This is a genomic window from uncultured Paraglaciecola sp. (assembly GCF_943787955.1).
GTDB lineage: Bacteria > Pseudomonadota > Gammaproteobacteria > Enterobacterales > Alteromonadaceae > Paraglaciecola.
Genome location: NZ_CALSOK010000008.1, coordinates 136,066 through 162,898 on the forward strand (window position 1 = coordinate 136,066; position 26,833 = coordinate 162,898).

At 40.1% G+C, this 26,833-nt stretch carries 25 protein-coding genes and 2 pseudogenes; 14 read left to right on the forward strand and 13 right to left on the reverse strand.

What is annotated here, in order from left to right; all coding sequences use genetic code 11:
* The first annotated feature begins 133 nt into the window (after positions 1–133).
* Positions 134–715 (forward strand): NAD(P)H-dependent oxidoreductase, encoded by a 582-nt coding sequence (locus tag Q0Y52_RS06965; RefSeq protein ID WP_297819842.1) that lies wholly within the window; start codon positions 134–136, stop codon positions 713–715.
* 49 nt (positions 716–764) lie between these two features.
* On the opposite strand, the gene Q0Y52_RS06970 is transcribed toward Q0Y52_RS06965, so the two are convergent.
* From Q0Y52_RS06970 to rimK, 3 genes are read right to left on the reverse strand one after another with little or no spacing between them, the layout of a single operon-like run.
* Positions 765–1,193: a RimK/LysX family protein gene (locus Q0Y52_RS06970; RefSeq protein WP_297819845.1), complete on the reverse strand. Its 429-nt coding sequence runs from the start codon at positions 1,191–1,193 to the stop codon at positions 765–767.
* A gap of 15 nt (positions 1,194–1,208) precedes the next feature.
* Entirely contained in the window at positions 1,209–2,234 is a 1,026-nt protein-coding gene (locus Q0Y52_RS06975; protein WP_297819848.1) for a succinylglutamate desuccinylase/aspartoacylase family protein, read from the reverse strand.
* A complete protein-coding gene (gene rimK / locus Q0Y52_RS06980) occupies positions 2,235–3,140 on the reverse strand; it encodes a 30S ribosomal protein S6--L-glutamate ligase (protein ID WP_297819850.1) in 906 nt (301 codons plus the stop codon).
* Positions 3,141–3,295: 155 nt separating this feature from the next.
* On the opposite strand from rimK, the gene Q0Y52_RS06985 reads away from it, so the two are divergent.
* The 3 genes from Q0Y52_RS06985 to lysS all read left to right on the forward strand — a co-directional run bounded on the left by Q0Y52_RS06985 (position 3,296) and on the right by lysS (position 6,954).
* Positions 3,296–4,150 (forward strand): mechanosensitive ion channel family protein, encoded by an 855-nt coding sequence (locus tag Q0Y52_RS06985; RefSeq protein ID WP_297819853.1) that lies wholly within the window; start codon positions 3,296–3,298, stop codon positions 4,148–4,150.
* Between the two features lie 94 nt (positions 4,151–4,244).
* Positions 4,245–5,343 (forward strand): peptide chain release factor 2 gene (gene prfB / locus Q0Y52_RS06990; protein WP_297819856.1). Its coding sequence is split into 2 segments (ribosomal slippage): positions 4,245–4,319 and positions 4,321–5,343, totalling 1,098 coding nucleotides; the frame shifts between segments, so codons are not numbered across the junction.
* A 66-nt stretch (positions 5,344–5,409) separates the two neighbouring features.
* Positions 5,410–6,954 carry a lysine--tRNA ligase gene (gene lysS / locus Q0Y52_RS06995; protein WP_297819859.1) on the forward strand — a complete coding sequence of 515 codons (1,545 nt, stop codon included), beginning with the start codon at positions 5,410–5,412 and terminating at the stop codon, positions 6,952–6,954.
* Between the two features lie 210 nt (positions 6,955–7,164).
* On the opposite strand, the gene Q0Y52_RS07000 is transcribed toward lysS, so the two are convergent.
* The 3 genes from Q0Y52_RS07000 to Q0Y52_RS07010 are packed head-to-tail and all read right to left on the reverse strand — an operon-like array spanning position 7,165 to position 9,331.
* Positions 7,165–8,076, reverse strand: a complete 912-nt coding sequence (locus tag Q0Y52_RS07000; RefSeq protein WP_297819862.1) for a 2-dehydropantoate 2-reductase — start codon at positions 8,074–8,076, stop codon at positions 7,165–7,167.
* Positions 8,066–8,773: a TIGR01621 family pseudouridine synthase gene (locus Q0Y52_RS07005; RefSeq protein WP_297819866.1), complete on the reverse strand. Its 708-nt coding sequence runs from the start codon at positions 8,771–8,773 to the stop codon at positions 8,066–8,068. Before Q0Y52_RS07005 ends, Q0Y52_RS07000 begins: the two co-directional genes overlap by 11 nt.
* A gap of 9 nt (positions 8,774–8,782) precedes the next feature.
* Entirely contained in the window at positions 8,783–9,331 is a 549-nt protein-coding gene (locus Q0Y52_RS07010; RefSeq protein WP_297819868.1) for an Hpt domain-containing protein, read from the reverse strand.
* Positions 9,332–9,522: 191 nt separating this feature from the next.
* Here Q0Y52_RS07010 and gshA point away from each other — a divergent pair, with 191 nt between their 5' ends.
* From gshA to Q0Y52_RS07045, 7 genes and pseudogenes are all read left to right on the forward strand, one after another.
* On the forward strand, positions 9,523–11,127 hold the full coding sequence (gshA, locus tag Q0Y52_RS07015) for a glutamate--cysteine ligase (protein WP_297819870.1): 1,605 nt from the start codon (positions 9,523–9,525) through the stop codon (positions 11,125–11,127).
* Positions 11,128–11,276: 149 nt separating this feature from the next.
* Positions 11,277–11,871 (forward strand): annotated as a pseudogene (locus tag Q0Y52_RS07020) (hypothetical protein).
* Between the two features lie 256 nt (positions 11,872–12,127).
* Positions 12,128–13,315: pseudogene (locus Q0Y52_RS07025) on the forward strand (IS3 family transposase).
* A 392-nt stretch (positions 13,316–13,707) separates the two neighbouring features.
* The gene (locus Q0Y52_RS07030) at positions 13,708–14,403 is read left to right on the forward strand and encodes a sugar transferase (protein WP_297819873.1); all 696 of its coding nucleotides are present in this window, start codon (positions 13,708–13,710) and stop codon (positions 14,401–14,403) included.
* A 214-nt stretch (positions 14,404–14,617) separates the two neighbouring features.
* Positions 14,618–15,394, forward strand: a complete 777-nt coding sequence (locus Q0Y52_RS07035) for an O-antigen ligase family protein (RefSeq protein ID WP_297819876.1) — start codon at positions 14,618–14,620, stop codon at positions 15,392–15,394.
* Positions 15,395–15,635: 241 nt separating this feature from the next.
* A complete protein-coding gene (locus tag Q0Y52_RS07040; protein WP_297819878.1) occupies positions 15,636–16,730 on the forward strand; it encodes a polysaccharide pyruvyl transferase family protein in 1,095 nt (364 codons plus the stop codon).
* A 35-nt stretch (positions 16,731–16,765) separates the two neighbouring features.
* Positions 16,766–17,686, forward strand: coding sequence for a glycosyltransferase family A protein (locus tag Q0Y52_RS07045; RefSeq protein WP_297819881.1), 921 nt, complete (start codon positions 16,766–16,768; stop codon positions 17,684–17,686).
* A 307-nt stretch (positions 17,687–17,993) separates the two neighbouring features.
* On the opposite strand, the gene Q0Y52_RS07050 is transcribed toward Q0Y52_RS07045, so the two are convergent.
* Positions 17,994–19,150 (reverse strand): IS3 family transposase gene (locus Q0Y52_RS07050; RefSeq protein ID WP_297817955.1). Its coding sequence is split into 2 segments (ribosomal slippage): positions 17,994–18,904 and positions 18,904–19,150, totalling 1,158 coding nucleotides; the frame shifts between segments, so codons are not numbered across the junction.
* Between the two features lie 133 nt (positions 19,151–19,283).
* On the opposite strand from Q0Y52_RS07050, the gene Q0Y52_RS07055 reads away from it, so the two are divergent.
* On the forward strand, positions 19,284–19,418 hold the full coding sequence (locus tag Q0Y52_RS07055; RefSeq protein ID WP_297819884.1) for a hypothetical protein: 135 nt from the start codon (positions 19,284–19,286) through the stop codon (positions 19,416–19,418).
* Between the two features lie 1,069 nt (positions 19,419–20,487).
* On the opposite strand, the gene Q0Y52_RS07060 is transcribed toward Q0Y52_RS07055, so the two are convergent.
* Entirely contained in the window at positions 20,488–21,234 is a 747-nt protein-coding gene (locus tag Q0Y52_RS07060; RefSeq protein ID WP_297819887.1) for a PEP-CTERM sorting domain-containing protein, read from the reverse strand.
* Between the two features lie 1,428 nt (positions 21,235–22,662).
* A complete protein-coding gene (locus Q0Y52_RS07065) occupies positions 22,663–22,824 on the reverse strand; it encodes a DUF2986 domain-containing protein (protein WP_297819890.1) in 162 nt (53 codons plus the stop codon).
* A gap of 711 nt (positions 22,825–23,535) precedes the next feature.
* Between Q0Y52_RS07065 and Q0Y52_RS07070 the strand changes: the two genes are divergently transcribed.
* Positions 23,536–23,691 (forward strand): winged helix-turn-helix domain-containing protein, encoded by a 156-nt coding sequence (locus tag Q0Y52_RS07070; protein WP_297819893.1) that lies wholly within the window; start codon positions 23,536–23,538, stop codon positions 23,689–23,691.
* 348 nt (positions 23,692–24,039) lie between these two features.
* Complete coding sequence (locus tag Q0Y52_RS19420; RefSeq protein ID WP_366939259.1) at positions 24,040–24,114, forward strand: hypothetical protein; 75 nt, start codon at positions 24,040–24,042, stop codon at positions 24,112–24,114.
* A 188-nt stretch (positions 24,115–24,302) separates the two neighbouring features.
* Here Q0Y52_RS19420 and Q0Y52_RS07075 read toward each other — a convergent pair whose 3' ends face one another.
* From Q0Y52_RS07075 to Q0Y52_RS07090, 4 genes are read right to left on the reverse strand one after another with little or no spacing between them, the layout of a single operon-like run.
* A complete protein-coding gene (locus Q0Y52_RS07075) occupies positions 24,303–25,340 on the reverse strand; it encodes an ATP-binding protein (protein WP_297819896.1) in 1,038 nt (345 codons plus the stop codon).
* Complete coding sequence (locus Q0Y52_RS07080; RefSeq protein WP_297819899.1) at positions 25,333–25,872, reverse strand: heme NO-binding domain-containing protein; 540 nt, start codon at positions 25,870–25,872, stop codon at positions 25,333–25,335. The genes Q0Y52_RS07075 and Q0Y52_RS07080 overlap by 8 nt, the downstream gene beginning before the upstream one ends.
* A 16-nt stretch (positions 25,873–25,888) precedes the next feature.
* Positions 25,889–26,470, reverse strand: a complete 582-nt coding sequence (locus Q0Y52_RS07085) for a response regulator (protein ID WP_297819902.1) — start codon at positions 26,468–26,470, stop codon at positions 25,889–25,891.
* Between the two features lie 5 nt (positions 26,471–26,475).
* Positions 26,476–26,715 (reverse strand): hypothetical protein, encoded by a 240-nt coding sequence (locus Q0Y52_RS07090; RefSeq protein WP_297819905.1) that lies wholly within the window; start codon positions 26,713–26,715, stop codon positions 26,476–26,478.
* Positions 26,716–26,833: the final 118 nt, after the last annotated feature.

Below are 26,833 nucleotides of genomic sequence, written 5' to 3' on the forward strand. Positions count from 1 at the left end.
TGAGAGTGTTTAAAACAAAACCCGCCATTGGCGGGTTTACTATTTTTGTAGACTGAAAAAGTAAAATAGACCTAAATGCTGATATATTGGTATCTGCTTTATAATAATATTTACATCAAATGAGAACACCAACATGGTAAAAATTTTAGCGTTTGCAGGCAGTGGTAGAAAAAACTCAGTTAATAAAAAAGTCGTAGCTGTTGCAGCTAAAGGTGCAGAAGAGGCCGGTGCTGTGGTAACGATAGTCAATTTGGAAGATTATGACTTGCCTATTTTTAATGAAGACTTAGAAGCAGAGCAAGGCATGCCTGTTGCAGCTCAAGCTTTTAAAGAGTTGCTGATCAATCATGATGGTTTTTTAATTTCATCTCCAGAATATAATAGTTCTTACAGTAGCCTATTTAAAAATGCGATTGATTGGGCTTCCAGAAAAAGCAGTGATGAGGCTCCCATGGCAGCTTATCGAGGTAAAGTTGCTGCGATTATGGCAGCATCACCTGGTGCTTTGGGTGGTATACGAGTTCTGGTGACCTTGCGTATGTTATTGGAAAATATTGGGACCATGGTGCTCCCATCACAAAAAGCGGTAGGTGGTGCATTTAAGTTGTTTGATGAACAAGGCAATGTCACCGATGAAAAAACAGAAAAAGCCTTAAAATCTCTCGGAAAGGAGTTGGCTGAAACTCTAACTAAGTTAAAAGTTAAACTCAGTTAAAATGTTAGTCAGGTCTGAGCCAGTATATTTTCAATACCAATATATTGGCTTACTCGGCTAGTAAAAACTCGTGTTCAGGGTCAACAATTAAACGCCCAGACATGGCTTCTCTGCCAAGTAGCATAAGATATTTCATTTCTGAGCGGTCTGTGAGTGTGAGCTCGATACTCCAATGCATACCGGCAATAAATATTTCAGTTTCGATTACGTGGCGTTTTTGGTAAGTAGCATTTGAACTTTTAACCTTACGTACACTTTTAACTTTGGCTTGACGTTGTACTACTTGATTCACATCATGTGAGTCTGGATGAATATCAAATCGGATCCAAAGCTCTGAGTTCTTATTAAACTCTTCGATATTATCAACATGCAGTGAAGATGTTGTGGCTCCGGTATCGACTCTTGCTTCTAAGCTTGTTAAATAAAGTTGTGGTAGATCACATAATTCTAATGCGCCTACTAAATGTTTGTCACTCATTATAAATGTCACTCTTTAATAAACAATGGAGGGTTCATCTAACACCAAGTTGTCTTGCAAAAGCTCAAGATGTTCGGCGACTGAATCAGGTTTCCTAAAATAGGCAATGTGGTACATAGCTTCGCCTTCTTGGGTCAATGGAATGTTTTGTTTGCCTATGACCACACCTTCTTCGGGGCAAAGCACTCTACTTAACTCTGTACCGTAAGGGTCGGCAATAATGGCCAGTACCCCACCTTTATTAACGTGATCACCTAACTGTGCAATGTGACTGACAAAGCCGCTTTCTGTTGCACGTACCCAACCACTTTGGCGAGCAACAAACTTAGATATTTTATGACCTTTGCGTTGGCGCTTATTTAACATACCGACTTCACGCATCACGTTGATAATCCCCTTCACCCCAGCACGTATAGAATATTCATCGTACCTAAGGGCTTCTCCAGCTTCATATAGGATCATTTTTACGCCTAAATTCTCTGCTGCTTGCCTGAGTGTGCCAGGTCGGATGTCGGCATTGAGTAAAACAGGTAAACCAAACGATTCTGCCATGGCGAATGTTTCGGCGTCGTCTAAGTTTGCACGGATTTGAGGAAGATTACTGCGATGAATCGCACCTGTGTGTAAGTCAATACCAATATCACACTTGGATACTATTTCATTCAAAAATAAGTGCGCCAGTCTCCCGGCAATAGAACCTTTTGGGCTGCCAGGGAAGCTACGATTAAGATCCCTTCGATCAGGTAAGTAGCGACTTTGACTGAGCACTCCATAACCATTTACGATAGGCACTGCGATAAGTGTGCCTCGTAAAAACTTGATTGATTTACTTTTCAGTAATCGATTGACGATTTCAATACCGTTGAGTTCATCGCCATGCACAGCGGCACTGACAAACATAGTCGGGCCATCTCGTTTACCCCTTTGCACATGGACTGGCATCGACATTCGGGTATCAGTATAAAGAGGTGGCATAGGCAGTTCTATACGTTTTGTTTCACCTGGTTTTATTTTTACGCCTCCAATTTCAAGTACTTGCATTTAGCCTTTCCCTCGTGTTTTGTTGTTATTGGGTTTGGCGTTTTTTTCTAAAAACTGAATAATCATACTGGCGACATCTTTATTTGTAGCGGTTTCAATACCACCTAAGCCCGGTGAAGAGTTAACTTCCATGACCACCGGTCCAGAGTTGGCACGTAAGATATCAACCCCACACATATTTAAGCCCATAGTTTTTGCTGCATCAATGGCAGTTTTACGTTCCGCAGGCGATAGTCTGACTATGCTTGCAGAACCACCTCTATGTAGATTTGAACGGAATTCTCCTTCTGCAGCTTGTCGTTTCATTGCTGCAATGACTTTACCACCTACCACTAAACATCGGATATCGGCACCGCCTGCTTCTTTGATATATTCTTGGACTAAAATGTTGGCGTTTAAGCCCATAAAGGCTTCAATAATAGCTTCTGCTGTTTTTTGAGTATCGGCTAACACTACTCCTATGCCTTGCGTTCCTTCAAGTAACTTAATTACCACGGGTGCACCACCGACATTTTTGATTAAATCGTCAATTTTGTCGGGGTGGTGAGCAAAGCCTGTTCGAGGCATGCCTATGCCTTTTCGGGATAATAGTTGCAGTGATCGAAGTTTGTCTCTGGAGCGGCTAATGGCCACTGATTCGTTAATACTAAAGGTGCCCATCATTTCAAATTGCCTCACTACAGAGGTGCCATAAAACGTTACCGATGCACCTATTCTGGGTATAACGGCGTCATAATAAGGTAAGGGTTTACCTTTATATCTGACTGAAGGGCGACTGCTAGTAATATCCATATAACAGTGCATGGTATCAATTACATCGACTTGATGGCCAAGGGCTGTCCCGGCCTCAACTAAGCGGCGAGTCGAATAAAGTTTTGGGTTACGAGACAAAATGGCAATACGCATGTTAGGCGTCCAATGATGCTAAATTTTTTGCATGTTACTCGGAGCCTATGCTTAAGGTAAAGTGTTATTTTTATATGAAAGAGTAATCAATATATTCTCTTATTCATAGTTGTGTATACTCTGCATTTTAGACCCATTAAAGCTAAGTATTCTATATGGAATCTGTAAAGCACTTTTTTGAAAACAAACTGATGTTAACCATATCTGTCACATTTTTGGCATTGCTGACGAAATATGTACTCGTAAAACTGGTACGTAAATACGCTAAAAATAAAGGTGAAGACAGAAGAGATTTAGTTAACAATGTTAAAAACTTTTTAAATTTTGTACTACTCGTTTCATTGTTTAGCCTTTGGGCTCGAGAGATGCAAACATTCGCATTTTCAATTGCTGCTTTTTCTGTAGCTATTGTCTTGGCGACCCGAGAATTCATTCAATGTGTTATTGGTTTTTTCTATTTAGTTTCAACTCGGCCTTTTCGTATAGGCGACTGGATTGAAGTCGAGCATTTTGTTGGCGAGGTTTCGGCTACAGATTGGATAAAAACCACATTATTAGAAGTCAACATTAAGAGTTACGAATACACAGGTAAAACATTATTTATCCCTAATAATAAATTGATGACTAGCCCAATCAAAAACTTAAATTTTTTAAAACGTTATGCCACACATCATTTTATTATTACCAGGGACCAGAGTGTCAATCCCTTTGTGTTTATTGATAAAATAGTCGAGAACGCAAAATCTTATTGCGCAGATTTTTACGATGTAGCAGTGCGTTATAATCAAATGATTGAAAGACGTTTAGACATTACCATCGCTGGTCCCGACCCACATATTAAAGTATCAACCACTGAACTTGGAGATACAGAAATCGGAATTACTATTTTTTGTCCTACTGAACGAGCGATAGAAATTGAACAAGCTATTTATGCTGATTTTATGGGGCATTGGTATTCTGAAAAAGACAAACCTCAATCTCAATCTAAAGAACTAACGACAAAACAATAAGTTTGCTCACTTAATTCTATGACTCTCCCTATTATTAGCACGTAAAATCCGTTAAAATTATAGTCTTTTTATTTCGAGTAAAACCCAATTATTTATGTTTGAAATCAACCCAGTACATAATGCGTTAGCGGATATAAAACAACGCGCCGATTCGCTTCGGGGGTACCTTTGACTATGATCAAAAGAAAGAACGCCTTGAAGAAGTTAATCGCGAGTTAGAAAGTTCAGAAGTGTGGAACGAACCTGCTCGCGCCCAAGCCTTAGGTAAAGAAAAAGTGGCGTTAGAGTTAGTGGTCGAAACCATAGTTCATCTTGAGCAAGGCTCAGAAGATGTGGCTGGACTAATTGAATTAGCTGTTGAAGCCGAAGATCAAGAAACCTTTGATGAAGCGGAGTCTGAATTAGCCGAACTGATTAAAAAACTCGAAACCTTAGAGTTTAGGCGCATGTTTTCTGGGCCCAATGATGCTAACGATGGATACATTGATATTCAGTCAGGATCAGGTGGTACCGAAGCCCAAGATTGGGCGAATATGTTACTTCGCATGTATTTACGTTGGGGTGAAGCCCACGGATTTAAAACTGAGTTAATTGAATGTTCTGATGGTGACGTGGCGGGCATAAAAAGTGCCACAATTCGTTTTAGTGGTGAATATGCTTTTGGCTGGATACGCACTGAGACTGGGGTGCATCGTTTGGTACGAAAATCACCTTTTGATTCTGGTAGCCGCAGGCATACTTCGTTCGCCTCTGCATTTGCTTATCCAGAAGTGGATGACGATATTGAAATCGAAATCGATCCATCTGATTTACGCATTGATACTTATCGAGCATCGGGCGCAGGTGGACAGCACGTTAACCGAACTGATTCTGCGGTGCGTATAACTCATGAACCCACAAATATTGTGGTGCAGTGTCAGAACGACCGTTCACAACATAAAAATAAAGCACAGGCTATGAAACAATTAAAAGCCAAACTTTATGAATATGAAATGCAAAAGCAAAACGAAGAAAAACAAATCATGGAAGATGGCAAGTCAGACATTGGTTGGGGCAGCCAGATACGTTCGTACGTGTTGGATGACTCGCGCATTAAAGATTTGCGAACCGGGGTAGAAAGCCACAATACTCAAGCCGTTTTAGATGGCGATTTAGATAAATTTATACAAGCTAGTTTAAAATCTGGGCTTTAATCTTAGACAAATGCCTTAAATAAATAGCCATAAACAAGTAACAGTAAACCAAATTTGGAAATGACGATGACTGAACACACCCAAGATGAAAACAAATTGATTGCAGAGCGCCGCGCTAAACTTGCGCAAATTCGCGAGAATTGCCCATCAAATGGTTTCCCCAATAATTTTCGTCGTGAATTTTACAGTGATGAATTACAACAAGCCTTTGGTGAACATGAAAAACTGGCTTTAGAAGAGCTTGGGGAAGTAGTGAGTATTGCGGGGCGTATCTTAGCTAAGCGTGGACCATTCTTGTTGTTGCAAGATATGACTGGTCGGATCCAATCTTATGCTTCCAAAGATACCCAAAGAGATATTAAAGAACGTTATGGTAGCTTAGACATCGGTGACATCATTGGTGTGAAAGGTGTATTACACAAATCAGGTAAAGGTGATTTGTATGTCGACATGGCTGAATATCAACTGCTGACTAAATCATTGCGTCCATTACCAGAAAAGTTTCACGGTTTGGCTGATCAAGAAACAAAATATCGTCAACGTTATGTGGACTTGATCACTAATCAGCAAACCCGTGATACTTTTATGATCCGCAGTAAAGTGGTCAGCGGTATTCGTAATTTTTTAATTGAACGTGATTTTATGGAAGTGGAAACTCCCATGTTGCAAGTGATACCAGGCGGAGCAACCGCTAAACCTTTCACCACTCATCACAACGCACTTGATATTGATATGTATTTACGTGTTGCTCCTGAACTCTATCTTAAACGTTTAGTGGTGGGTGGTTTTGAGCGTGTGTTCGAAATTAACCGTAACTTCAGAAATGAAGGCCTGTCTACTAGGCACAACCCTGAGTTTACTATGCTAGAGTTTTATCAGTCCTATGCTGATTATCATGATTTGATGAACTTAACCGAAGAGATGTTACGCAAAGTGGCTCAAGACGTGTTGGGTACCACCATCATTAAAAACACCACTAAAGATGCTGAAGGCAATATAGTCAGTGAAGTAAACTACGATTTTGGCCAGCCATTTGCTCGTTTAACCATGAATGATGCCGTTGTCAAATATTGGCCTGAAGCTAATGTTGAAGCGATTAATGATCCTGAAAACCATTTAGCCGAGCTTAAAGTCATGGCTAAGCAGCTGCATATTAAAGAGCCAGAAGTCGACGGGATTTGGGGTGCAGGCAAATATTTGTGTGAAATTTTCGAAGCAACGGCTGAAGAGAAACTCGATCAGCCTACCTTTATCACCGCTTACCCTTGGGAAGTATCGCCGCTAGCACGCAGGAACGATAACGACAGTTTTGTCACTGACCGTTTTGAGTTTTTTGTGGGGGGGCGTGAACTGGCTAACGGTTTCTCGGAATTAAATGACTCTGAAGACCAAGCTGCCCGTTTCCGCAAACAAGTTGAAGAAAAAGACGCTGGCGACGATGAAGCTATGCACTTTGACGAAGATTACATTCGTGCTTTGGAGTATGGCCTTCCGCCAACAGCCGGTGAGGGAATAGGCATAGACCGTTTGGTGATGTTATTTACTGACAGCCCAACGATCAAAGACGTGATCTTGTTTCCGCATATGAAGCCAGAAGTACCAGCAGAATAACGAATACAAAACGCAGAGGTTTTATATATTCACAACTGCATGAATATAAGAAAGCCCGCTTGTTGTATGAAGAAACTGATGGTAAACCGTTTGTGCTTATCTATTGAAGGCATCCAAAGCATAAAGAAATCGCTTTAAAGGATTATTGCAACAAAGGTTTAGGGGATGGTTTAGGGTGTTTTAACAGAAGCATCAGAGCAGCCTGGGTTGTTATTCTCGTTGCTTTATTTGCTCAAGTAAACGTAGATTATGTGGCACCTCTATATTTAGCTCTGCAGCTTTAGAGGTGACATAACCATTAATAAACTCTACCTCTGTATGACGTTTGAACTTCAGATCTTGATGCATTGATGAGAAGTTGTTAGCTGTGGCTGTTATCACTTGATGTACAATTTTAACTAGTTCAGCGCTGTCCATCGGGTAATCAAGTGCTCTCATCACCTGTGAGACTTCAAAACAAATATTAGTAATGTTGACGTTATATTTTGTATCCATCAGCCCGCCATTTTTTATGTTGTGAATTGCGGTAAGGGGATTAATCACCGCATTGATGGCTAACTTTTTCCATAATGCTAAACCAATATCTTGATGCCAGTTACTTGGTGGTAGTAGGGATGAAAGTATGGGCTCTACTGATTGTTTTAACGTTGAATCAACTGTGCCAATCCAGCCGAGATGAGTTTGACCTAAACCCGTTTCTATCAGGCTGTTTGCATCAGGTTTCAACGCTCCATAACTGGTGGTGGCAGCGACCAATGGATTGTTAGGGTGCTTATTTTTAACCTGCTCTATGGTACCCATACCGTTATGCAGTAGCATTATAATATGTTTCGGTTGAATAAAAGGTGCTAATTGCTCTAGCACTGACATAACTTGGTAAGCTTTGACGGGTAATATCAGTAAATCAAATGGGGCAGGCTTAGTTATTACACAGGCATTGGGTGTAAAACTATGATACAGACCCGCTATATCGGTTACCTTAATTGGTGGCTGCGATTGATTTTTTATTAAGTGCTGATAATCATAGCCAAGCTGGTGGCACTTAAAACCTACTAATCCGCCGATAGCACCCTTACCAACAATCGCTAATTTAGGAAATCTAAGCCTAGATTTAACCTGCATGTTGTTGGGTCAACGTGATCTTTGGCCATTTGAGTGTCCAAGGTGATACTAAACTGGCGATTTGCTGCTTTGTATTATCACTCACAAATACATCGCCTTTATTTGGAGGGCACATGATGCAAATGGGTTGCTCTTGATAATTAAAACGAATGCAATAAGCATGAAGGTAAGTGCGGTCAGAGCTCGTCCCTTTGTATAACTCATCCCCTAAGATAGGACTGCCTATACTTTTCAAGGCAACCCGAATTTGATGTGTCTTGCCAGTAAGAGGTTTTACCAAAAACAATCGAATACCTGGGTAAATGGAGAAACTAAAAAATTGGCTAATAGCCACAGCAGTATCACTACTTTCCAACATCCACTTACCATCTCGAACTTTTTTCATGCCGCCTTTGACGGTACCTTGTTTTTTCTTGGGTTTTTTCGCTGAGATAGCCAAGTAGTACTTTTCTATTTGTTTTTGCTCAAATAATTGGCCAAACACAGCTGCAGCTTGTGAGTGTTTGGCTAGGATTAAAATACCAGAAGTTACCTTGTCCAATCTGTGTACCAACCATAATTTTTCAACTTTAAGTTGTTGACAAAGGATTGGCAAAAGACCTGATTGGTGAAACTCATTTTGAACAGAAATATTGCTGGGTTTGTTGACCACCACAAAATCAGGATGATCAAACAAAATATCTATCAAATTTAACAAAATATATAATTACTCCAACAGTGCAATGGCGTTGGAATAATCCAAATTATCAATAGCCTGTTTCAGTTCACTTAATTTTTCAGTCGACAAATCTAATGATTGACCATAACTTTTAATCTCACTCTCAGAAATAAACATATTTTGCTTTAATGCAGCGATCAGTAATGCTTTTCTATCTTTTTGTGGGGCAATGTCAGGGATGTCTTCAACACCATTTTTTGCGGAAAAACTTTGTATTAAGGTTAAGGTTTGTTTAAAAACCTGCAAAAGATTTTCTAAGGTATATTCGATTTTTGGGTTAACTAAGTTTTCTTCTAAATTTTTACAAGCCTGGTGCAAGGCCTTCATACCTAAATTACCACTGACACCTTTTAAGGTATGCAATTGTTTTTTGACTGATTGCAAGTCCTCTTGTTGAAGTTGTTCTGTGATCAATGTATCAAAATGCTGATACTCTTTAATAAATTTTTCTAAAATTTGAACCAGTAAAAATTTATTACCGCTAAACTGATTTATTGCAAATTGGGCATCAAAAGTACATGGAACAGAACCATACAAAATAGCGTTTCCTCCAATGTGGTCGAATATATAAATTCATTACATGATATTAGTTTTGTATATTTTAGCAAACAATATGGGGTATTTGTTACTCGATGTAAATTTCCCATATACCTTAGTTACTTTATTTAAGAACTGCAGGTAGACTAGAAGTCACAAGTTGTTTATTTTTATTTTAGTTGGATAGTATTTTGCAAGTAAAACCGACATCTTTTTCAGAGCGATTAATTGTATTACAAGACCAAGCAGTTGCACAAACCTTAACGGGCATTCGTCATGGGATAGAGCGTGAAACCTTGCGTATCAATCCAAACGGCGGTTTGGCACAGAGCCCTCATCAAGAGGCATTGGGGTCAGCCTTGACCCATGAGTTTATTACGACTGATTTTTCTGAATCGTTACTGGAATTTATTACACCGCCAGAGGTATCTGTGCAAAAAACTCTCGGGCAGTTAAATGATGTGCATAAATTTGCCGTGTCCAATATGGGTGATGAACGTTTATGGCCTATGAGTATGCCTTGTTTTATCGAAAATCAAGATGCCATCCCTATCGCTAACTTTGGAACATCCAATGTAGGAAAAATGAAAACGCTGTATCGAGTAGGTTTAAAAAACCGCTATGGCAGTATGATGCAAGCTATATCGGGGGTACATTTTAACTTTTCTCTTCCAGACGAATTCTGGCAAAAATGGTTAGAAAAAACATCATTAGAAAAATCTGATGAAAAAGCCAATAAACACACTATTTCTGCCGCATATTTTGCTTTAATCAGAAATTATCGCCGCTTTTGTTGGTTAATACCCTACCTGTATGGTGCTTCTCCTGCAATTTGTGGATCGTTTATCAAAGGGAAAAAAACTGATCTACCTTTTAAGAAATTGGGCAGTGGCACTTATTATTTACCTTACGCCACATCCCTTAGAATGAGTGATTTGGGATACACCAATAGTGCACAGTCGGGTTTAAATATTTGTTACAATAATGTAGATAGTTATATTGCATCGTTAAAAGCCGCGATTAACCAGCCGTCTGAGGCTTTCCAAAAATATATACCCAGCAAAGATGGAAAGAAGCAACAGTTAAATGCTAACGTATTGCAGATTGAAAATGAGTTGTATTCACCTATTAGACCCAAACAGCCAACTCAGTCGTTAGAAAAACCCTCTGATGCCTTAGATAAAAGAGGCGTGAGCTACGTAGAAATTCGAGCATTAGACGTTAATCCATTTAGTGCAATAGGCATTGAGGAAAATCAATTTTATTTTCTTGATGTGTTTTTATTGTATTGTGTTACCAAACCAAGTGCGATGATGGATGCAGAGCAGTATCATGAAACTGAAGTCAATTTAAGTGCGGTTGTCGATCACGGGCGAGACCCTGAGTTAATGCTTTTAAATGTGCAACAACCAATAGGTTTATCTACCTGGGCATTACAGATGTTTTCTGAAATGCAAGAAGTGGCTTTGGTCTTAGACAATGCGAATAGCACCACAGATTATTCAGTTGCGTTAGAGCTTGAAAAACAAAAAATAATAGATCCTAGTTTGACTCCCTCAGCCAAAATTTTAGAGCGACTAGTTAGACAGCAATCTGATAATGGTAGCTTTGGTTTAGCTTTGGCTGAAGATTACAAACAACAATTGATAGATTCTGATTATGAATTTATGAATGCTGAGGTATTGGCAGAACATGCGAGATTATCTATAGATAAGCAACGTATTATTGAGCAGCAGGACAATGTTTCTTTCGATGATTTTCTAGGTAGTTATTTTGCAGTTACCACAACTGATTAATTTCAGGCAAAAAAAAAGCCTGAAATTAATCAGGCTTGAAAGCTACTACCAGGGAAAACATTTAATAACTAGAACACACCAATTATGAGTAGTTTATGCAACAAAAGTTCACAAATAAAAATCATTTTTTTAAAGTTATTTTAATAACTATGGCTAGCACCCTATTTTTAGCAGCCTGTACTACTAGTCCGCCTCAAAATATTAGTAATATTTGTGATATTTTTACTGAAAAACGCGATTGGTTTGAAACTGCAATCGACATGAAAGAGAAGTGGGGCATACCTATTCATGTGCCTATGGCAATGATGTATCAGGAAAGTTCTTTTAAAGCAAAAGCCCGTCCACCCAAGGATTATTTATTTTTTGGTTTGATACCTTGGGGGCGTATCAGCAGTGCCTATGGTTATTCTCAGGCTAAAACACCCACTTGGGAAGATTACAAGCGTGAAACAGACAATTCTTGGGCTGAGAGAACTGACTTTGGTGATGCTATGGATTTTATGGGGTGGTTTATTAATAAAACCAATAAAATAAACGCTGTGTCAAAATGGAACGCAGAATTACAGTATCTTAACTATCACGAGGGCTGGGGGGGGCTATAGTCGAGGCAGTTATAATCAAAAACCATGGCTTAAGAACGTTGCTAAAATTGTACATTCACGTTCCTTAAAGTATGCAACTCAATTAAAAACTTGTGAAGAAGAGCTATCCAAAGGTTGGTTTTGGCGATTGTTTAGCTTATAACCTGACATAAATACAGGGCATTCATTGGCCTGTATTTATGTTAATGTTTCAAGTCTATTCTATGTTGTTACTGCTTACATTAAGAAGATACCCATCCCAATCTTCACTGCCCTCACGGCTATCCAACCACCCTTAGTTGTAAATCTGGGTTAGGTCAAAAATTGTCAGATATCTGCTCAACAACGGAACGCATTCTCTTTGAACAATCTGTTGCTTTTGTTAACCGTTGTTACCTGCACCTATCTGAGTTTAATCAATAATGCATAAACGTAGTTATAAACAATATTCAAAAGAATTCAAAGACGAAGTTTTTGTGTTGGTATTAGATCAAGGTTACTCGGCAGCAGATGCCGCTAAATCATTGGGAATAGCGACCAGTTTACTGAACCGTTTGAAGGAACCGCATGAGCAGCAAGTAACGGGTAAAGCTATAGCAGAGGATGAGCGTGATGAGTTAAAACGCCAGCGTAAAGAAAATAAAGAATTATGCATGGAGAAATAGATATTAAAAAAGGCGAGTATAGATTCAAGTGAACATCGCAACACATTTTTCAGTCATGTCTGATGGTGTTTTAAATTTCAATGTCTTTCGCGGCCTTTGATTTAATTGAGTCGCCACCTCGTTTAGCCTTTCTTGCAAGTGGAACGATAAATCTGTCTTTTTATACCTGGACAAGACGTTCAGGGCGGTTGATAAACGCTCTAGAGCTGGCACTGTATTGCCAAGCCTAGGTACTGTTCAAATCTAGTAGGAATAGTTTGGGCAGTCGAGAACTGTCTAAAAAGCTGAATGAAGTTGGCTTCAACATCAGCCGAAATTTAACACGTAAGCTAATGAAAAAATTTAAGTTTAAAGTGGATCAGCGACTCGCTTACAAAGTAACTACAACGCGTAAACACAGCAATAATGTGGAGTATAATTTGTTAAACCAGAACTTTAATCCGGTGGCACCTGATGAAATGTGAGCTGGTGATATTACCTATTTAAGGACAGCAGAAGGTTGAATGTATCTGGCGATTGTGACGGGTTTATATTTACGACGAATCGTTGGTTGGCATGCAGAAAGGTCTATGACAACGAATTTGATAAGCAAAGCTATTATTAGTGCGGCAAATTTAAGACAACTCAAAAAAGCTCATATTTCAAAGTGAACGAGGCACTCAATACACTAGTCAGCTCTTTGACAAACTGCTCAAAGGTTTTGGTATTCATGCATCAATTGGCGATGTAGGCGGGTGTTGGGTCAACAAGGTGGTGAAACGATTCTTCGGTAGTGTTAAACATGACTGGATATTAAAAATAGCGCAAACGACCCGCGAACATATGAAGCAATATGTCACGGCTTATATCAAGTATTTTAACCAGGAACGACTACATACTGCCAATAGCAATTTGTCACCGCTTATTCTCGTAATAGAAAAAATTTCTAATTTGCATTATTAAAATGAAAATAACCATTCTGAAAAATTCCTCATAAAAATTAAATCTGCTAAATAACAATGACTTAGGTTATTTTTTGAAGTTGGCACAAGATACGCAACGAGACTACTAAATAGCTCCTAGTGAGACAGCTATTCCATAGGTAAATCAATGTCAGTCGTGATTGGAGAACGATATGTCAACTAAGCCACTTTTTCTGAATGTTAGAAGTCGTGATGTCGATGACGCCCAGCAACAACTTTCAATAGCACCTATGTGGATGTGAGAATTAGGTTTGGAGTGGATATTGATACTCATACAAGAGCCAAAAATAAGCTTAACCGCTTCGTAATTAGTACTCCACTGTTTTTAATTAGCACCTTTGTTTTTAACCGCGCAAATCGAGGATTTTAATCATGATTATTTCTACAATTTTAACTGCCACTACTGATCAGTATGTTTATGCCACTGAACTCATCACGCCTAACCAACAATCAAAGTTGAGCGGTAAACACAAGGGTGTACCCATGTTTATACAACGTTCTGTAGCTTTGACTGCCTTAATTATTTTGTCACCTTTGTTATTGACGGTAATGTTGCTTATTCGCTTAGAAAGCCCTGGCAGTTGCTTTTTTAGCCAAGACCGCATTGGTAAATATGGTCGCCATTTTAAAATGTATAAATTTCGCTCGATGTATTTAAAGTTAGATAGTCGTTATTCTGAGCCTGATCCTAGTACTAGCGACCGAGATGGTATTTGTAAAAAATACAAAAACGACCCGCGTATTTCTAAGGTTGGTGCATTTATTCGCAAGTTCTCAATCGACGAACTTCCCCAGTTAATTAACATTGTTAAAGGTGACATGGCATTAATCGGACCTCGTCCAGCCTTGGCTATAGAGGTAAACGCTTATCCTACTTCAGCGTTATGCCGTCTTAACGGTATGCCTGGGTTATCTGGTTTGTGGCAGGTATCAGGAAGAGCGGATACCGATTTTGATACCCAAGTTGCATTAGATGACAGTTACCTGCAACAGCAAAGCATCGGTTTTGATATTAAAATATTACTCGCAACCTTACCTTGTGTGATTGGCGCTAAAGGAGCGTATTAACTGTTAAGTAAATGAGTACCTGCGATAAACAAGTCGTCACCCTATAGCTTGTTTATCGCCAATTCTCCTCACTGATCCACTTGATATTACTCTCTAATCCCTTCGCAATTCGCACTTTACAAATCAAAAACAACTTAAAATATCTTTGTATTATGCAAACCTCTAATCACATTAATAAAATAGCTATGTTCCCGTAAATTGTTGTTAGCTTGGGATGGGCCACGCTGATTGGTCGTTAGGCACCACTCAAACCATCAAAAGCACAGTGGGTTGGGCTAAAGGGTGGGCTTTATTGGGGTTGTTTCCATTATTAGGCGCGGTTGTTAACCTCAAACCTGAAAGGATAATCAGAGCCGTGTGTGTTGCTGGTAAACACACAGCTATCTTTGGCGTAATCACATTTATCCTATATGTAGCAGGTTTACCAGGACAGTTGTTTATTTCTCCCTTACAAATTTTGGGTGGGGCAGGTGATAACTTCTTTATGGTTAGCTTGTTCGGATTAAGTCCTGAAACAGGGGTGGGTTGCTGGCAGTTTTTTGCGCCGTGGGCATCTTCTGTGTGGTTCTTGAACTGTATTTTTGTGATTTTCTGCTTACAAGAAAAGGACAACGTATGGAGAAACTGGAGCATAGCAGGTTGTGTGGTGATGGCGCTGCTATCACAATCACGAGTGGGCTGGGCAATATTCATCATGATAATTCCGCTGTTCTTGTTTACCCGTCAGTTGAAAACCCCACGGTTATTACTGGGTCTTGGTTTTCTGTTACCCATTATTTTGTTGTCAGGCGAGCCAATCTACGAATCGGTGATAGATGCCTTTCAGCAAGTTAAAGAAGCACGCCCTGCGTCAAATAGAGTGCGAACAGCCTTAGAAAACCTAGGCGTACAACGCTGGCGCGACGAGGCGCCGATGTGGGGCCATGGCAAAGTTGAATCAGGGCCTAAATTGGTCGAGTTTATATCAATAGGCTCACATCATACTTGGTAAAGCTTACTGTTTGTTAAGGGTTTAGTGAGGCTATTTACCTTGGTAATCCCAATGGTTTTAAGCCTTATCTACCTAATTGTATTTTCGGCATACAATGTGCAGGCACGTACTGCAATGTGTATGTTAATTGTGTTTGCTTGCTACAGCTTTTTTAAAAACTTAGAAATTCTTGCATACCTGTATTGGCCTGCTTTTTTTTGGCTGGGTTTCACTTTTAAAAATTTACGAAACGGAGAATCACATGTTTAAACCATACCATGCTTACCTTACAGGCTATTACGGCATGGAAAACACTGGTGATGATGTGCTTTTGTATACTACGCGTTGGGCCAGCCACCATTTACTCGGTGCTACCTATAACAAAGTCAGCAGTGCAGGTTTGATTAAATGTGTAGAATTTGGCGACATTCAAGCTATGTCTGAATCGCGTTTTCGTGGCCATCAGCGACTTTTGCATTATAAGAATGCGTTGCAAAGTGAAAAAGTGATATTTGGTGGTGGCTCAGTGTTACATAGCACTAAAGATATCGAATTGAAGCGCCACCTGATTAAGTTGGCAGGGCGTAAAGCTAGTCGTGCAGTGGGTGTGGGTATTGGCCCATTTGAGTCGCATGAAGCAGAAAAAGTCTGCGCTAAATTTCTTAATGAATGTGGTTTCATAGGCGTAAGAGACCCACAAAGCCTAGTGATAGCCCAAACTATTGCACCTAATGCCAATGTGAAATTAACCTTCGATCTCTCGCCACTCATGCTCTGCCATCAAACTAAGCGGTTAGTAGACATAGAGCGCAATGGGATCATGTTTAACTTTTGCCAGCAAGCCGTTGACGCATTTGGCAATGTAAACAAGGACAACGAGCAAAACCGAGTTGACATGGCTGTAGAGGCAATAGAGCAAACTTGGCAGCAAACCCAAGAGCCAATTTTTTTATTGGATTTTAATAATCATTCGCAATTTGGGGATTTTTATATTCATCAAAAAATTATGTCCCGGGTTTCAAGTGATGTATATATGACCCATATTGCGTACGATCCTAACCCCTTTAAAGTACTCCAACGGATTGCCAGTTTTAAGGCAGCGGTATCCATGAGATTACATTCGGCAATTATGTCTTTTATGGCAAATACTCCATCAATATCAATTAATTACCATAAAAAATGTCGCAGCTGGTGTGAGCAAGTTGGCGTCTCTGAAAAATATCAATTTGATTCGCAAAATATTGATCCACAACAGCTATCACTACAGCTAAAACAAGGCGTTGGCACAGGCTTTGCGGAACCGACTATGAAATCCGATGAAGCGGTACAAGCTGCGTTACTCAATTGGAAAGAATAAATTTTAATTAGTAAGAGTAAATTGGAGTGAATATTATGAGCACACTGAGATTTTCAGTCGTTATACCTTTGTACAATAAGGTTGATAGTGTTAGCCGTACACTTTTTTCAGTCTGTGAACAGCGTTTTGCTGCTGCAGAAATTATTGTGATTGACGATGGTTCAACCGATGGCAGTGCTGCCAAAGTGACCACACTCAACATTCCCAATTTGATTTTAGTGAAGCAAAAAAATAAGGGGGTTTCTGCTGCTCGTAATTTGGGTGTGACATTAGCTCAACATCGACATATCGCCTTCATTGATGCAGATGATCAATGGTCACCGTTTTATTTATATGAAATGTGCAATTTGATCCAGCGTTTTCCTGAGTACCAATGTTTTGCCAGTAATTACCAAAAAGTGTTCGAAGATGGCGTTTATCGAAACCCTAAATTAGCTATAGGTGATATATCACCAACAGGCTGTATTATGGACAATTACTTTGAGGTTTGTGCTAAAGGTGACTTGCCTTTTATGCCTTCAAGTTTAGTGATAAGTCGTCAATTATTTAAGCAGATAGGTGGTTTTCCTGTTGGCGAAGCCATGGGTGGAGATCAAGCGCTTTTTTCTCAAATTGCATTACTGGGTGGCCTTATTTATTCACCGCTAGTATTAATGCTATATCACACCGATAATGAAAATAGGGCCTGTGATAGGCACATACCTCAAGATATATTACCTTTTGCCAAGCGTTTATTGGCAGAAGTAGAAGCAGGTCAGGTAGATAAGCTTACTGCACCTTTTGTGTTGCAGTATTGTGCGGCGCACATTTGTCACTTAGCCAAAATGAATATTCAGACAGGTCAATTAACTGCTGCCAAGCAACTACTCAAACACCCTGTTAGCAAATTAAAACCGTTACATCGTAATTTATTTGGTTTGTGGTTAATCACACAATCCATGTTTCAAAGATGGTAAATTTGAAGCGAGTAAACCGTCAAGCTGCCCGTCCAAATTCATTCTAGTTAGAGGAAAAAACATAAAACTTAACGCAATTTGTATTATTAAAAACGAAGCAGACATTATGCTAGAAACCTTAAATAATGCCCTTAGGTTTTGCGACACTATTTATGTGTTTGATAACGGCTCACTGATGGTAGTTGGGAACTCATTTGTGAAAAAGCACTCAATAATAAGCGTATTGCAGATAACTGCCCATAACGATGAAGTCTACCGCAACCAATTTAGGAACCGTGTGTACAACATGTTTCACCACCTGTTCTGGTCAACTCCAACCGGACACTTTCCTAAAGGAGTTTTCAAATTCAATTGGCGATTGATCCAAATTGGCTGAATGCAGTCGCTCAACATTATAATATTTCATGTACCTAGCAACATCTTCTCGCATATGTGTTCGAGTGGGCTGCGGTACTTTAAACAACCAATCATACTTTAAACTTCCAAAGAAGCGTTCTACAACAGCATTATCCCAGCAAGCTCCAACGTCACCCATACTAGCTCGACAACCTAATCGCGACAGTAGGTTTCTAAAGCCTTTACTCGTGTACTGAGAGCCTCTGTCACTGTGAAACACCAAACCTTTGCCTGGCTTGCGTAAATTATGAGCCTTTGTCAGTGCTTGCTCGACCAAATCACGCGTCATGCGTTTTGATATATGCCAACCTACAATCCGGCGTGAATACAAATCCATGACAATGGCTAAGTACAACCAGCCCTCACCAGTCTTTAAATAGGACACATCACCCGCCCAAATTTGATTGGGTCCAACAGGATTGAAATTCATATTTAGCAAGTTGTCAGCAACAGCATCACTGTGTTTGCGCTTGGTTGTCACTTTATAAGCTATTCGCTGAGTCACAACTAATTTAAGCCGTTCCATTAACTTAATGGCGCGATACCGCGTTATTTCAAAGCCTTCTTTGCGTAGTGCTTTAGCAAGCTCTCTGCTGCCTAAACTGTTTCGACTTGCCTTGAATAATACTTTTGCTCGTCGATACAGTCTAAGCGTTTGAGCGCTAATGAGTTCACCAGGTTTTTTTAGCCATGCGTAATATGCTGACGAACTCACTTCCATCACTTTACAAGCGACTGACACAGGATACTTAGCATCAAGCTCACTTATAAAAGAATATCTTACTTCATTTCTTTCGCGAAGAAGGCACTTGCCTTTTTTAGGATTTCACGCTCCATTTGTAGACGTTTATTATCCTTCCTGAGTTGAATTAACTCTGCTCGTTCATCGCCAGACAACACGTCACCTAGTGCCTCTTTTTTATGCTTGGCTACCCAGTTGTAAAGTAGTTTGTCTGTCACACCCAAAGATGCAGCAGCTTGTAAGATTGGATAGTCTTGCTCTATTACCAGAGCGACCGCTTCTTGTTTAAATTCTTCGGGATAATGTTTATTTGTTCGTTTAGTCATATTCACCTCAATTAACAGGATTATAATCCTTTATTGAAGTGTCCGGTTAATTCAACCACAACAACCGTTATTCACCTTCAGACTGGTGGTACATCTTAGACGCCGATGAAATTCTGACCGAAGATCCAAGGCTATGTTAGAGAAAGCCATGCAACACAGCAAAGAACAAATGCGCGTTTGGCAAGCACAGTTTTACTTCACTGATAATGACCTAGCCGTTTATGACCAAGAAAATAAATCATTAAAGGTATCTGAACGTCGCCGTTAACATCGAATTAACTGGTATCGAATTAACTGGCGCGAACCACTTTTTTTAGAAATTCACCTAGTGAAAAATGGCCAAAAAATATAAGTGGTAAAGTGCCACCTTTCTGTCAAAAACTGTATCGTCCGTCACCAATATGTCGTCATTATGCAAAGCGCACTCCTGAGCAAATTAAGATGCGCCGCGACATTAGACTCAGTAATCCTTACAGCTTTCTGCAAGTTAAAAATAAATTAGATGATGACTGGTTAAAATATTCAAAAGACTGTTTCTATTATCAAGCAGGAGAAAAAATGGTTTTCCCTCTGATTGACAGAGTGACCTACTACGCTAGCCAGATTCGATACTGGTTAATCTGGAGATCTAAGGATTTTTTGTCTTTAAAGACGAAGTTGTTAAATAAGTTCGCTAATTGTTCTTAGTTTTTTAATGAGGTCATGAAGGCAGAGAAAGCTGCCTTTTTTGTTTTCGACTTAAATGGTTTTTGAGTTGGTAACATTGTGTGTCTTTGTAACTCACAAACTGTATTACCGTTTTGAGCGAATTGCAGACGGTTGGAAGATTAGCTTTTCTAACCGTTTAAATACCAAGTACACGCTGAAAGCTGGTATCTAACGGCGAAAATCGAGCACTGCCTCAGATAAGTCTGTTTGAATAAAAGTAGTTCATCATCATAAACAAAAGCAATATTCAAAATTGTTTTGCACAACAGCGGTAGACGTTTGTTTTGCATTTTGAATTATTTGAGAACAGTTGAGTAATAGACGAGAAATCGCCGGTTTGCGCTCCCTCAGGGATATAAAAGATAGGTAAATATGAGGCAAAATGACGTTTTAATCTACCTATACACTGTTTATTTACGTGTTCTTTTGGCGGCCTCTGTTATGAAGGGTGAATACGGGCGATTGACTTGAATAGCGAGGGAGATATTTGCTTATCTTTTTAACCATGCCTGTTCAATTTTATAGGTTGCGTGAGTTCAAAATTTAGTAGTAACACTTTGATAGAGATAGAGATCGAGAGTGGTAAAGTGATCTATTTACCGCTCTACGTTAAGTCGATAGCGTCAGGTTTAAGGTTGTTTTTTTAATCGACGTGATGCTAAGCCAATCATTCCCAAGGCAAGCATGGCAAGTGAAGATGGTTCCGGCACACTTACTGGTGGGCTGATGTCTTCCACGGGAGAAAAGTTGTTAAAAGCAAGGCCTATACCTTTTGTTTTACTACCAGTAAACGTGATATTAATTTGTGTGATATCGCTTAGGCCATTAAAACCGAACGCCCATGGCATACCATCTAAAGTGCGGTCGATGCCCAGTGGTGATTGAATTGAGTCAAGCAAGGTAGATCCATTGAATGCTTGAACTAAGAATCTTTCAGTTGCCTTACCTCCATCAATGTCCCAAATCTCACCAGACGCTGCAGTAACAGGGTTATCTGCTTCATATAAAATGGTAAAGACTCCAAAAGGTTCGTAAGGAGTACTTTGCCTTAAGAAAAAATCACCTAACAACGATGTATAACCAGGAGCTGCAGTATCTTTAGCGGAACCAGCGCCCCAGAACCCAGTATCATTGCCAGCATCACTATTCCCAGCGCCCTCAAAAACAGCTTTAGTGTCTAAAACGCCATCGAAATTACTATCAAAACCAAAACGTACGGTTACTCCATCTGCCATAAAAGCATCCGTAAATTCTATTGTACCATTATCTGTCGGTACACCACCTGATGCTGTTGTTTCAAAATCAATAAGCCCAGCGTTTACGTTTAATGCCATTGGCAAAAAAAGAATACCGCATAAGATTTGTTTCACATTCATAATAACTCCTGATTACAAAAATATTTAGTTCAACAACCTATATCAATATTTGCGCCAACACGCATAAATTGATAAACCATATATTTATCATAAACTTAAGTGCAATCCTCTTTTTGCTGTTTAGATTGTAATTTGCTTTATGCATTGCAATTTGTAAATACCCCAAACGGACAGACTAAAAAAGAACGTTAGTGACCGTATAACATGCTTAACTTGGTGGTAAAAATTACTGTTCCATACAATGAAGGAATCTTTAGTTATTCGCCTAATTACATGGATATACATGGAACTCTTGTGAATTTCCTCTAAATAACCCATATGGTAGTGACATGAAAAATTCCGGAACCACTATGCTGCTGGTTAGCTTAACAAGCAAAGCCAGCGGATAAACCGCTGCTTTAGGCGTTAGAGCGTCAAGTTTAATCTTGATGCATCTTGCAGGGTGTAAGTCCCTGTCGGGTAAGGTCTAACCAACCGCGCGTATCGAGTGTTGCGCTTGTGGCGGAAAGAATCTTTGAACTCGAACAATACAAGTGAAGCGTACACAGATAAATGTATAGGCCGTAGGGGTTTCGCAGACCCTAAGAACTGGCATAGCAGACAGCTTCGAAATAAAAATTGAGGTCGGTGAGGGGCTTAACGCCCACCGAAACCTATACAGAAGCATCCACTAATGGTGAGGATGTGGAGGGCCTCCGGAGTCAAAAGGTTGTGGCATGTACATACAGATGCACTTGAGAACTTGAGAGATCCATTTATTCCCCTCATGATATTATTCCCGCGAATTGAATTGCTAGAGACACGAAGCTCTGCTGAGACCGGACTACGCTGGTGCGCGAGAATAATTAATCAGCATGAGGAACGTCGAGCGTCCCGTAACGGGGATATTGGCCGATGGTTAAATGGAAGTCGGATCATGCATAGTACTCTGAGGTTGGGAGAGCCAACTACATGGGGAAGGACTTGACGGAAGTACATAGCTCTCAGAGGACACTCATCCCCGACGCAGAAGATTGGGAATATTATGAGCTACCCGCACTGAGAGGAATAGCCAGAAAAGCAAAACAAGAACCCACACATCGCTTTCGCGATTTGTCTCGCTGTTTAAACGAAACCCATTGGCGCTATGCATTCAGTAAAATGAACAAAAGGCGGCGAGCGGGGTCGATAATGTTACCTATCAAGATTATCAAAAACACTTTGATGAAAATGCAGAGGAGCTTATAGGCCGTTTAAAGAGGCAAAGCTACAAAGCCCGGTTGGTGAAACGGAATAAAAGGGTCAGTGTAAAATTAAGCAAATCAAAATTGAGGGGGAAGATCACTTGATTTGCCACTCGCTTTATTTGGAGATGTTAATGTCCGCTATTGGCCGATAGCCGAGCATACAATATCTGTTCTCCGACGAGAATTAGAGGAGAAACTAAGGTCACTTCTCAGAATTGACGTTTGTGTCTTCAGCAGACTCAGTGAGTATTGTTTCCCGATCGCCTTTGCTAATATATTTAGGTTTGATTTTTGAAGACAATTTAGCATTTGCTTTTTTCGCACGCGCTTTTAAAATCTGATTACCTTTTTTACGACGGTTCATTGTATTATTCCAATCTATCTGTTCTTATATAATATCACTTTCGAACATGTAACCAAATATAATACCGCACTCTTTGGTGTATGAGTAAAACACTGGTAGTAAATATCTAGTGTGTAAAGTGAAACCGAGCAAACTGTTATCTGTGTGGTATTAAATTGTGGTGAAACATTAATAATAAAACCAACTAAATTTTATCCGCTTCTATTTCGAAACGTGCATAGTCATCTTCATGGAACGTGATACGTTTAGTCGGTAACTGCTCTGTTACGTGACCATCGACCCATCGAAAGTATCACCCTTTGACCTATCTCCGTGATCAATGAAAATACTTGATTTTGCCTGTCTTGAGAATAATGCTTTATATATGATTGATATTTCCTTCACACCTTAGCAAAAGCTGCCATAGGAGCACGGTATATGAAAGCCCGTGACGGAAGGAAACGTGATCGTATTATAGCGCTAATATTGCGAAGTTAAGGTTGGCACGTCACTAAAATTGCACAAGCACTACGTAAAAGTGAAGCCAGCATTACACTGCATATCGGTGATTATGCCAAGCGTCTGAAGCTTAATACAGCGGATGACGGCTCTGCCAGCCACTTAAATACTGAGCAACCCCAGAAATTGGTTACACACTTGTCAGAGATCACTGACTTAAACGCCGCTCAAATAGTGGCCTACATTCAAAAGACGTGGAAGATTACCTAATCAGTGTCTGGGTTAAATAAATGGCTCCACCCAAACGGCTTGAGTTATAAACAACCTAAAGGTGTACTGCATAAGTTTGATGAGCAAAACCAAGCTGTGTTCATCGAAGAATATGAAAGATTACGGACAGCGTATCAGATGATAAGCCTATTCTATTAATGGATGGCGTGCATCCTACTCAAGCGACCAAAGTAACATCTGGATGGATACTTTGAGGAGTAAATAAATCTATTTAAACCACAGGCAGACTTACCACGAATGAACGTGGTAGACGCGAACCGGTCGAATCATTTATCTGTATCCGTGGTAAATAATTATGAGACCGAGAAAGTCAGCACTATCAAGGTTTTTCTGGATCTCGTCAAGCAGAAATACTTATTAAGTCATACGCTTCATTTAGTGTTGGATGGGGCGGGTTATCATCTCTCCAAGGAGGCTAAAGACAAACCGGCTGAATGAGGCATTACACTGGATTATCTTCCCATTTGTAGCCCTAATCTCAACCTAATGGTGCGTTTATGGAAAGTTATGAATGAGTATGCTCGTAATAATCAATATTACTCTAGCGCAAAAGATTTTTGACAACACATTATATATTTTTTTAATGTCACCCTTACCAAAATTGCTGACACGCTAAATAGCCGAATAAATGATAACTTTCAGGTGTTAAAACCTGCAAGTTGAAGTGAATTGGCTATGTATTCTGAACATATGTCTTGATAACGGATAATACGGTGCAAAAGTTGGTTAAGTTTTTGCTGTTCTTACAGTCATGCTGGCGACACGTCTTCACCATTAAGTGGAAGTCGGACTGAGAAAGTAGTACCTACACCAACTTCGCTGTCAACTTCAATTGTGCCGCCATGTCTTTGAATGATCCCATAAGAGATTGAGAGTCCGAGTCCGGTGCCCGACCCGATGGGTTTGGTTGTGAAAAATGGGTCGAATATTGAGCCGATTTTGTTGGCCGGTATGCCTGAAGCATTGTCTCGAAATTCCAAAACTGCGTTAGCGCCGTCGATTTTTGTCGTTATTGTAATTGTGCCTTGTGATTCCATAGCCTGTGCGGCATTGACTATAAGGTTCATGAAGACCTGATTAACCTGCGCAAGATTGCAAGAAACTAACGGCAAAACACCAAAATTTTTAATAACTTCGCAGTTATATTTAATTTCATTAGCTACGACTTTTAGCGTTGAATTGATACCTTCGTGGATGTCTTCGTTCGATACCTGCGCATCGTCTACGCGTGAGAAACTCATCAATCCTTGCACAATATCCTTAATGCGTTTTGATCCCTCAATCGAGTCTGTCAGCAGGCCTTCAATATCCTCCAGTACAAATTCGATGTCTTCTTCTTCTTCTTCCAGTTGATGCATTTTCTCTAGAATGTCGGGTTGCACCGATCCTTGTTTGGCGCATTTTAAGTAACTTCGATAACCTGCGGTTAATTGGGCCATGACTTCTACGTAGCTTTTGAGTGTGCCAAGATTACTTGTGATGAAACTAATGGGGTTGTTGATTTCGTGAGCGACGCCGGCTGCAAGCTGACCGACAGAAGCCAATTTTTCAGACCGAACTAACTGTGCCTGCGCATCTTGCAGTGCTCGATGGGCCCTCTCTATTTCCGATTTTTGTCGTTTGACTAGCCGATGTTCATTTTGCAGCGCTTCGTTTGAAAGATACAGTTCACGCGACTTTGACTCAAGTAGAAACTCCGCTTGTTCGCGCGCTGCTCTTTCCCGCTTCATAGCTCGTTCGAATATTGCCGGCAGACTGTTGTTTGCGAGGACAGGTTGACTAGCCAAAACGCAACTCCAAGCGACATTTTTCCGCTCCGTCGTGCATACATTCTGTTTGTTGAATGTCTATCGACTCATCGAATACTTCACCAACTCCTTCGATAAGACCTTCGGCAAGGTAGCAAAGCTTTCGCTTCGAAGAGTAAATCATTGTTAATGTGTCGGAGCTATTGTCCTCAAATTCGAACGTTGGCAGCAGCGTATCCGGATGCAGTTTCTTCACCTCGACGTGAATCACATTATGAACACTGGCCAGAAACGTTTTGGCAGTGTGGTTATTCAGGAATTTTGGGTGCATCACCTTAAATTTGTGCATCATATATTTGCCGAATACTCTGAAAAGGTCCGCAGCATCTGTATCGGTGATTTTTGAGAGCTCAGTCAGGTATGAAACGAGCTCTTCATCCGGGTAAACTTGTGCGCTGGTATAGATGGCTCCTGATTCGGGTTTAGACTTCTCAATTAGCTGATCCCAAATTTCCAAACCGAATGACTCGGTTACCATGTCGCTTAAAACGTTAAAAACAATACCTTTCATTATGCTGTCTTTTTGGTCATTTTTGTTGGGTTATATAGCGATTAATGTATGTATGTGGCCGCCGATTTCTGTACGTTAGATTTGCCTTTCGGATTGTTGGTTTTCGCGATGAGTTCAGTAGTGTTTGTTGTAACTCAATTAACTCAGCAAACTTCACGCTTTCTTCTTCGAGAACTGTCGCCCGATTTTCCAGAGATGCGCGATCACTGCGCTCTTTAGCTTTGCTCATGGCGACAGTCAAACACTCATTTACGGCACCTATTATCTCCGTGTCGTCCCATGGTTTATAAATAAATCGGTACACATTGCCATCATTGATCGCGGCAATAACGGAGTCCATTTCGGCGTACCCAGACAGGATACATCTTACTGTGTCTGGGTAACTCGCTCTGACATTTTTTAGAAAATCTGTTCCGCACATTTCCGTCATACGTTGATCGGTCACAACGACACTGATCGAATGCTGGTCAAGCAGTTTTAATCCTTCTGCAGCGCTGGGCGCAGTCATGATAGTGACGTTTTCTTTTCGGAATAACCTGTTCAACGCGCGAAGAACGCTGGTTTCATCATCAACAAATAGTACAATTGGTTTGTTCATCTCATCTATCCGCTAAAACCTTTGTGCTGGTGATTTTTTGCGACAGCGAGCGGTTTAGCTTTAGAGTCGCATATATTAGTGCAATCGATGCTGCCGCCATCTATATTAACTTCACAACTATTATAATCTTGAGAAAAGGTCGTATTGAATAACTGATGCAAGAATTCCAATTTATTGCATGCAAGACAAATTACCCTAACTAATGGTAAAGGGGATGTCATTGCTAATATTTCTTTTGCTGCCACTAAATACTCCCTATCTCAGCAACATTTTGATAATGAACTTATCTCAGTTTTGCAGAAACTTTCTAACCAAAACTTCCCATTTATTATTCACTTTTTCTTAATTTATTTATTGATCTAA

What these genes read in the sequence shown, in the direction of transcription:
- Q0Y52_RS06965 (WP_297819842.1), top strand. Translation starts at nt 134, where the DNA reads ATGGTAAAAATTTTAGCGTTTGCAGGCAGTGGTAGAAAAAACTCAGTT.
- Q0Y52_RS06970 (WP_297819845.1), bottom strand. Translation starts at nt 1,193, where the DNA reads ATGAGTGACAAACATTTAGTAGGCGCATTAGAATTATGTGATCTACCA.
- Q0Y52_RS06975 (WP_297819848.1), bottom strand. Translation starts at nt 2,234, where the DNA reads ATGCAAGTACTTGAAATTGGAGGCGTAAAAATAAAACCAGGTGAAACA.
- rimK (WP_297819850.1), bottom strand. Translation starts at nt 3,140, where the DNA reads ATGCGTATTGCCATTTTGTCTCGTAACCCAAAACTTTATTCGACTCGC.
- Q0Y52_RS06985 (WP_297819853.1), top strand. Translation starts at nt 3,296, where the DNA reads ATGGAATCTGTAAAGCACTTTTTTGAAAACAAACTGATGTTAACCATA.
- lysS (WP_297819859.1), top strand. Translation starts at nt 5,410, where the DNA reads ATGACTGAACACACCCAAGATGAAAACAAATTGATTGCAGAGCGCCGC.
- Q0Y52_RS07000 (WP_297819862.1), bottom strand. Translation starts at nt 8,076, where the DNA reads ATGCAGGTTAAATCTAGGCTTAGATTTCCTAAATTAGCGATTGTTGGT.
- Q0Y52_RS07030 (WP_297819873.1), top strand. Translation starts at nt 13,708, where the DNA reads ATGATTATTTCTACAATTTTAACTGCCACTACTGATCAGTATGTTTAT.
- Q0Y52_RS07035 (WP_297819876.1), top strand. Translation starts at nt 14,618, where the DNA reads ATGGGCCACGCTGATTGGTCGTTAGGCACCACTCAAACCATCAAAAGC.
- Q0Y52_RS07040 (WP_297819878.1), top strand. Translation starts at nt 15,636, where the DNA reads ATGTTTAAACCATACCATGCTTACCTTACAGGCTATTACGGCATGGAA.
- Q0Y52_RS07045 (WP_297819881.1), top strand. Translation starts at nt 16,766, where the DNA reads ATGAGCACACTGAGATTTTCAGTCGTTATACCTTTGTACAATAAGGTT.
- Q0Y52_RS07055 (WP_297819884.1), top strand. Translation starts at nt 19,284, where the DNA reads ATGTTAGAGAAAGCCATGCAACACAGCAAAGAACAAATGCGCGTTTGG.
- Q0Y52_RS07060 (WP_297819887.1), bottom strand. Translation starts at nt 21,234, where the DNA reads ATGAATGTGAAACAAATCTTATGCGGTATTCTTTTTTTGCCAATGGCA.
- Q0Y52_RS07065 (WP_297819890.1), bottom strand. Translation starts at nt 22,824, where the DNA reads ATGAACCGTCGTAAAAAAGGTAATCAGATTTTAAAAGCGCGTGCGAAA.
- Q0Y52_RS07080 (WP_297819899.1), bottom strand. Translation starts at nt 25,872, where the DNA reads ATGAAAGGTATTGTTTTTAACGTTTTAAGCGACATGGTAACCGAGTCA.
- Q0Y52_RS07085 (WP_297819902.1), bottom strand. Translation starts at nt 26,470, where the DNA reads ATGAACAAACCAATTGTACTATTTGTTGATGATGAAACCAGCGTTCTT.